The organism is bacterium (genome assembly GCA_037131655.1).
In the GTDB taxonomy this organism is placed as follows: domain Bacteria; phylum Armatimonadota; class Fimbriimonadia; order Fimbriimonadales; family JBAXQP01; genus JBAXQP01.
The window spans coordinates 1-7,454 of the sequence record JBAXQP010000132.1 but is presented as its reverse complement, the minus strand read 5'-3'; the positions used below and the strand labels follow the sequence as shown (position 1 = coordinate 7,454).

The 7,454-nt window shown below is 50.8% G+C and carries 7 protein-coding genes; 2 read left to right on the top strand and 5 right to left on the bottom strand.

Translation table 11 applies throughout. The features are described from left to right. Positions 1–182: 182 nt before the first annotated feature. On the top strand, positions 183–1,148 hold the full coding sequence (locus WCO51_07470) for a Gfo/Idh/MocA family oxidoreductase (GenBank protein ID MEI6513099.1): 966 nt from the start codon (positions 183–185) through the stop codon (positions 1,146–1,148). 3 nt (positions 1,149–1,151) lie between these two features. Beyond that, positions 1,152–2,297 carry a uroporphyrinogen decarboxylase family protein gene (locus tag WCO51_07465; GenBank protein ID MEI6513098.1) on the top strand — a complete coding sequence of 382 codons (1,146 nt, stop codon included), beginning with the start codon at positions 1,152–1,154 and terminating at the stop codon, positions 2,295–2,297. 84 nt (positions 2,298–2,381) lie between these two features. On the opposite strand, the gene WCO51_07460 is transcribed toward WCO51_07465, so the two are convergent. From WCO51_07460 to WCO51_07440, 5 genes are all read right to left on the bottom strand, one after another. Continuing rightward, positions 2,382–2,996, bottom strand: a complete 615-nt coding sequence (locus WCO51_07460) for an ankyrin repeat domain-containing protein (protein ID MEI6513097.1) — start codon at positions 2,994–2,996, stop codon at positions 2,382–2,384. 112 nt (positions 2,997–3,108) lie between these two features. Beyond that, the gene (locus tag WCO51_07455; protein MEI6513096.1) at positions 3,109–3,822 is read right to left on the bottom strand and encodes an ankyrin repeat domain-containing protein; all 714 of its coding nucleotides are present in this window, start codon (positions 3,820–3,822) and stop codon (positions 3,109–3,111) included. A gap of 160 nt (positions 3,823–3,982) precedes the next feature. Next, complete coding sequence (locus tag WCO51_07450) at positions 3,983–4,981, bottom strand: Gfo/Idh/MocA family oxidoreductase (protein ID MEI6513095.1); 999 nt, start codon at positions 4,979–4,981, stop codon at positions 3,983–3,985. A gap of 25 nt (positions 4,982–5,006) precedes the next feature. After that, positions 5,007–6,323, bottom strand: coding sequence for a carbon-nitrogen hydrolase family protein (locus WCO51_07445; GenBank protein ID MEI6513094.1), 1,317 nt, complete (start codon positions 6,321–6,323; stop codon positions 5,007–5,009). A gap of 77 nt (positions 6,324–6,400) precedes the next feature. Next, positions 6,401–7,454, bottom strand: a 1,054-nt coding sequence (locus tag WCO51_07440; protein MEI6513093.1) for a carbon-nitrogen hydrolase family protein, incomplete at its 5' end; no start/stop codon positions are given.

Genomic DNA, 7,454 nt, shown 5'->3' with positions numbered 1-7,454 from the left:
AGCAATCTCTAAATAACGAATTAAACGACGCGGATTATTTTTGTCGCTATTATTCAGTTTATGAGCAAAATCCGATTTCTCTTCTTCTAATAATTTATATTTTGCATCCATTTACTATACAATATAATAATATATTTTTAACAATAAATACTGGTACTGGAAAAATTCTTAAGGATAGAGTTATGGCTTTAAAAGTTGCGATTGTTGGTTGTGGTGGAATTGGGTGCAATGACCATGCTCCTGCATATGCCGAAGTGGACGGTGTGGAACTTGTTGCCACCTGTGATTTGGTCGAAGAGAAAGCTAAGAACTTAGCCGACCGATATGGCATTCCATACTTTACGAATATCGATAAGATGCTTGAGTCTCTGAATATTGATGTGGTTGATGTCGTTACTAATGAAGTCTATCGGCCTGAACCACTAATGAAGGCGTTGAGGGCAGGGAAGCATGTCTACTGCGAAAAGCCTCTTGCCGGCGCCAAAGGTCAGTTCAACGTAGAGGAAAGTGACCTGATTGCCGGCAAGCAGATTATGGACACCTGGCGTAAGAGCGGCAAGTTCTTTGGTATCGGCTTTAATTATCGAACCGTTAGCCATGCCAAGGCTATGAAGGCAGCGATCACTGCCGGTGAGTTTGGCGACCCACTTATGGTTAATGTATTTGCCCACCTCTGCTGCTGGAGCCATGTGATTGACTTGATGCGATGGTTCAACGGGGATGTAGATGAATTAACAGCCTATATGTCTCCAGGAGAACTCGATCGTGACCGTTCCGCCACTCTCAAGTTCACAAACGGAAGCATTGGCACATTGACTGGTTCCTGCAAGACTGCCTGGGAAGCGCCGCTCATGCGAATTGAATATATCGGCACAAAGGCGATGGGCATGATCGAGGACCTTTCCGGTGAATTCCGAATGCGTGTGGGAGATGAGCCGCAAAAGATCGTATGGGCTCCTCCAGATGGCAACTCCCGAACCGAATTCAAGCAGTCGATTAAGTGCGGTACGATTGCCTTCGCTACGGCCGTACGTGATGGCAAGGAACCACCCGTTACAGGCACCGATGCTTATAGGGAACTTGAGATAGATGCCGCTCTACCCATGTCCGCCGCAAGAAAAGCGCCAGTCAAGTTAGAGCACTATTAAATCATGGCAATGACCTCGCGTGAAAGACTGACAAGGATATTCCGGGGGCAGATACCTGATAGGCCTGCCGTAAAGCTCTGGGGGTTCGTTAAGGGTCAATCGATGCTTCATCCCGACTATGAGCCGGTCTATCAATTGGGGTTGGAATTAGCTGACCATATCGGAAGCGCCAACTCGCCTTTTGATATCTATGGCGGGATTTATGGTGGGGACTTGTGGAGGCGCTGGGAAGAACCGTCGGAGTCGGATAAATGGGTGATTGTCAGGACGGAATTGAAGACCTCACAGGGTGTACTAACATGCGCCAGGAAAGATAGTACTGTTGGACTACCAAGCTATGATATCGAGCCATTGCTCAAACAACCTAAGGATATAAAGATACTCCTCTCGGCTCCTTATGAGCCTTTTCCCTTCACAACCAAGCCTTTTGAAGCAGCCGAAGCATCGATTGGCGAGCGGGGGATTGTGGATTATGGCCTTCCGCATGCCATGTATGCCTTGCAGGGTGCTGCGGGGTCTATTAACTTCGCCTTATGGAGCATGGAGTGCCGCAATCTGCTCAGTGAAGCCATTGAAGTTTATGCCAAACGCCTTTATGACCACGTGAAGTGCGCATTAGAGGCAGGGCTAAAGCCCGTCTTCGCCTGGATTGGTCCGGAGTTATGCATCCCTCCTCTCATGGGTATAAAAGACTTTGATGACTTCGTCTATGCCTTCGACAAGCCATTATGTGACCTCATCCATAACGGCGGCGGACGAGTATGGGTTCATTGCCACGGCAAAATGGGTCCCGTTCTCAGCCGATTTATGGAGATGGGTGTTGATGTCCTCAACCCAATGGAGCCCCCACCGATGGGGGACATCACCCTATCTGATGCGTTTGCGCAAGTAGGCAACCGAATGGGTCTAGAGGGCGGTATTGAATCCCATGACCTAATGACTGCCTCTGACGAGCGAATGACCCACCTGATCCACGAAGCCATCGACGCCGGCCAAGGCAATCGCTTCATCCTCTGCCCGTCCTCCGGCTACATGGAATGGCCCAACCCCACCGCCCGCTACATCGCCAACCTAAAGACCTTTGTAGCAGAAGGCGTAAGGTACGCGGAGCAGGGAAGGGTGGTTCCGACAAGTAAACGGTCCCTGTAGCCCCCCTTGACATCAATATCATCAGTAAGACTATACATCATTCCGTTAGCTCGATCAGTTCTAATGGGGTTGTATCCAGTTCTGTCATTCTCCCCCGTGGGTTTCGAAAACCTCAACTGCTAGAGCGGCTCCGCTGTTTATCGCAAGATGATGGGGTGTATTTCCCTCATTATCCCTTGCGTTAATATCCGCTCCCCGTTTAAAGAGCAGTGCGATTGTCTCTGGGTCATCCCCCCAGGCAGCTCTGTGCATCGGTGTCTCTCCTTTGTTGTCCCGTGCGTTAATGTCCGCCCCTCGGTCAATCAGTAACTCACATATTTTCGTATCACCTGACGAGTAATGAAGTGGGGTTTGTCCATCATTTGTCCTTGCATGAATGTCTGACCCATGTTCAATTAGAAACGCAGCCATTTTGCTTTGCCCCGAATCAGGTGCAATATGCAAAGGGGTTTCCCCGTCGTAGTCATGTGAGTTCACATCTGCCCCACGGCCGAGCAAGAAAGCCGCAACTTCGATGTTACCCCCGCGTGCTGCGAAGTGAAGCGGGGTCTCACCATACAAATACCTAGCATTCACATCCGCTCCGTTCATCGCAAGCTTTTCCACCTCATTCGTCATGCCCTTTAGGGCTGCCCGGTGAAGTGGGAATAGCTTGCGGTTCCGCCAACTCTCAATATAATATGGCCAACCACTTTTCATGTTCTTGTTCACCTCAGATTTCGTGTTTATGTCGCCGGTTAAACTAATCGCTACTCAATAAATGAAACTACGACGTTGCATGTCAAATATCCTGCATCAAGTTCCAGTTCTGTCATTCTCCACCACGTTCTTTGAAGAGATCAATGATGTCGGTGGCATCATAGCGTAAAGCTACTTGCAGTGGCGTTAGCCCATCCTCTGCCTGTGCGTTTACGTTTGCTCCGCGATCCAAGAGCATGTAGGCCATTTCAAGTCGATATTGTTCGGCTGTCCAGTGTAAAGCTGTCCACCCCTCTCTATCCCTTGCGTGTATATCCGCTCCCCGTTCGAGGAGTACTGCTAGCGTCTCCGGTCCATCACAAGAGATTGCCCAGTGCAGAGATGTCATTCCATCGTTGTCAGGTGCGTTGATATCGGCTCCCCGGTCAATCAGTAATGTAACTGTCTTCGTATCACCTATCGCATAGTGAAGCGGCGTCCATCCATTGCTTGCCCTTGCGTGAATGTCCGCACCGTGTTCAATAAGAAATGCGGCCATGGCGCCTTGTCTCCAATCTTGGGCGGAATGCAAAGGTATACGACCACTGTCGTCACGTGCATTCAATTCGGTCCCACGACCTATCAAGAAGGCAGCTGTTTCGATGCTGCCCCCGCGTGCTGCAAAGTGAAGCGGGGTCTCACCATACAAATACCTGGCGTTCACATCCGCTCCGTTGGTCGCGAGTTTTGCCACCATTTGTGTCTTGCCTTTGAGTGCTGCCCAGTGTAGAGGGAATTGCTTGCGCTTGCCCCAGAACTCAATTCGATATGGCCATCCACTTTTCATGTTCTCATTCACCTCTAATTTCGTGTTTATGTCATCGGTTAAATCGCTACTCAGTAAATAAAACTACGACGTTGCGTGTTAAATATCCTGCATCAAGTTAGGAACTCATATAAAAAAGGCTCGGGGATCAAGCGCCCCGAGCCTTATAAACGAGTCTAAACTAGACGATATCGACAGCCTTGCCGGTTTTGGCGGATTCTAGGATGCCGAAGACGATTTTCCAGACGGCTATGCCGTCATCGCCGGTGACTAGGGGGGTGAAGTCCTCTTCGACACTTCGGATGAAGTGCTGTTGGATGGTTTCATCCTTGCTGGGAGCGCCTTTGCCGAGGTTGCCCTTGGGGTCGATGCTCATGTCACCACCCTCACTCAAGATTTCCTCTTCACCATCGCCGACCTTCTTGCGGATGATGCCGCCGCGGTCTACGATGATGGCGCCTTTGGTACCTACGACGCCCAATTGACTATCACCGAGGAAAGATCCCCAGCTATCGCAGATGGAACCCCAACCGCCATTTTGGAAAAGCATCATGCCTTGAACGTGCTCATCAGCATTAACGCCCGGACGAATACGAGCGACTTGCCCGAACACTGTCTTGACATCTCCGCCGACCCATCGTACCCAATCGATGTCATGGCTACCAAAGTCCAAGGTAATGCCTCCACTCTTGGACTGGTCTCCATACCAAACAGAGCGCATATCAACCGGCATGAAGCGCTGCGTGAATACTGTGACCAAGTCCCCAAGCTCGCCGCTGTCAAGGGTGTACTTGATAAGATTAAAAGGACTCCAGAAACGAAGGACATAGCCCAGCATCAGCTTGACCTTGGCTTTCTTGCATGCGGCTACCATCTTCTCGGCGCCTTCTAGATTGATGCAGACAGGTTTCTCCATGAAGATGTGCTTACCGGCTTCAGCGCAGGCGGTGACGACATCAACACGATTGAAGGGTTCTGTGCATACATAAACCGCATCCACATCATCCAGCATCTGCCGGAAGTCGGTGATGGCCTTAGCGCCAGTGGCTGCTGCAGCCTTATCTGCTCTCTCTTGAATAAGGTCACAGGTATACAAGACCTTTGCATTGGGCATTCCTGCTAGTGTTGCTGCGTGGTGGCTGCCCATTCCACCCATTCCTACCATTCCTACTTTAACCATGATTAATCCTTTCTATCCTAAGTTGTTATTCGTCCCACCAGCGCTTGACTTCTTGCGCTATCTGGTCCTCTAGTGATACGATTCTCGTTTGTCTTATGCGGCGTCCACCCGGCGCCGAGTGGATTGGCCCGCCCCAATAATGGGGGCTGTATTTCTTGCTCATGTCGATGGTGACGACAATCATGCGATTGACCGCGTCCATCTCATAGTTAAGGATACCCGTCTTGCAATAGCGTGTTTCACTGGCATACTCTTCACCGGCTCGTGCGCCGCTTGGATCCCAAACCCCTGCAGGACATCCGCTGCTGGCGGCAATCCATACGCCATTATCAGCCGCACGCGCAGGCATCAGATCGAGGAAGTAACCGGCGCTGGGGAAAAGTATAAGCTCTGCGCCCTTATACGCCGCCAACCTCATCGGCTCCGGGAACCAAGAGTCATAACAGATAACAAATGCGACCTTGCCAAAGCGGGTTTGGAACACGGGCATCTCAGTACCGCTCGTTGCTCCTTCATCACATTCAGGGTCGAAAAGCTGGTTCTTGCTATAAGTTCCGATGAGCTTGCCATCAGGCCCATAAAGGGAGCCAGTGTTAAGTGTGAGATCGCCGCGCTTCTCATAAACCGAACCCGCAACGTGAATGCGCCATCTGCGGGCCTTCTTGGCCATGAACTGGTTGGCTTCGCCATCAATTGATTCAGGGTCTTTTACACCCTTGCCGTTGAAGCTCTCTGGTAATAGGGCGATATCAACGAACTTCTGGCCTGCCAAATCCAGCCACTTGTCCCAATGCTCCATATCTCCATAGCCCCAGTTGACGGCTATCTTTACAGGGCGTGAGGGGATAGGCTCACACTCGGAGATACTGACATGGTCCCACCAGACCTTGCCATTGGGGGAATATCGGAAGTAAAGGTGCATAAAGCCCTCGCCTTCCTTCTCCGGCCCTTCAAATCGGGTGTCGCCGATGACCCAGTCACCGTCTTTCTTGTAATTCATTACACCTTGGTTAAATTCAGGGCCAAAGACCGCATGGATCATGTGGTGATTGACATCTTCAAACCCTTCAAACTTGAAGTGAACCCTGAAGCGATAAGTCTTGCCGGCCTCGAATGTAATCGGGTGCTTAATTACACCCCAGCACTCTTTGCGGCCATTGCCGGTTGCCATTAGCATCGGCTTGCCGCTCTTAGGGGTGACTAACTCAAACTTAGGAGCGAGAGCAGGATTAGGACATGACGGTTCCCAACCTGCAGGAAGCCCATTGACGACCCCTTTAGTAAAGTCGCCATTAGCCACCAGGTTCCCATCATTCCAATCGCATGTTACTGATGTCTGCATATAAAATCCTTTATTTATTATTCATTCCCAAAGCTACGCTAGATAATACCTTTTCAGACGAAAGCTGGTGTGTAGTTTTACTCCTCTTCCCACCAACGCCGCGCCTCACGGGCAATTTCTTCTTCTAAAGGCTCAATCAAGGTCTGACGGCATCTTCTACCACCTGGCGCCGACTGCATATTGCCTCCCGCAATGTGGGGGCTGTACTTTAGGTTTAGGTCGATAACGGCAGTCAGCATATAATTCTCATTATCTACGGTGTAGTCCTGGATTGAGGTTAGCGTCCACATGGAGGGATCGCGGTCATGCCAATCTTGATCACCGGCACGTACTCCGCCGCTATCCCATATACCCGCGCGGTTGGAGTTGCTGCTGACCGCATAGGTCAGGCAGTTATCACCCGCTCGTGAAGGGATAAGCCCCGCGTAGTAACCTGCGGCAGAGAGGCAGATGAGTTCCGCACCCTTATAGGCTAACAGTCGCGCCGGCTCGGGGAACCAGTTATCATAACAAGTGGTGATGCCCACTACCCCAAAGTCGGTCTTGAAGACGGGCATCCCTATTCCTGCCGTGACCCCTTTATCCTGTTCTAGGTCATACAACTGGTTTTTGCTATAAATCCCAAGCAGGCCGCCCTCGCGATCATAGAGGGGACTTGAGTTCAATATTAAATCACCCCGTTGCTCCATGATGCTGCCGGTGAGGTGCATTCGCCAGCGACGCGCTTTCTTAGCCATCCATTGGAAAGAAGGCCCATCCTGCGGCTCAGGGTCCAGGCCAGGGAAGTCCTCGGTCAAAACAGCAATATCTACCTTCTGCTGTCCGGCAATATCCGCCCATTTATCCCAGAAAGCCATATCATGGCCGCCCCATGCCACCGCCACCTTCACAAGCCGTGGCGGGATAGGTTCAATCTCCTGAAGGCTAATCTCCTCCCACCATAACTTGCCGTGCGCCGTGTGCCGGAAGTATAGGCGTATCTCAGCTTCACAATCATCCTTCTGCCCGTTAAACAGCGCCTCGCCAATTACCGAGCCATCAGGTTGTTTCCAATACTTAAAAATGCCCGCATTTAAGCTCCCTGTCAGCGCAAACAACCCGTGTTTGGCATGAAGATTAAGGTCTTCCAAC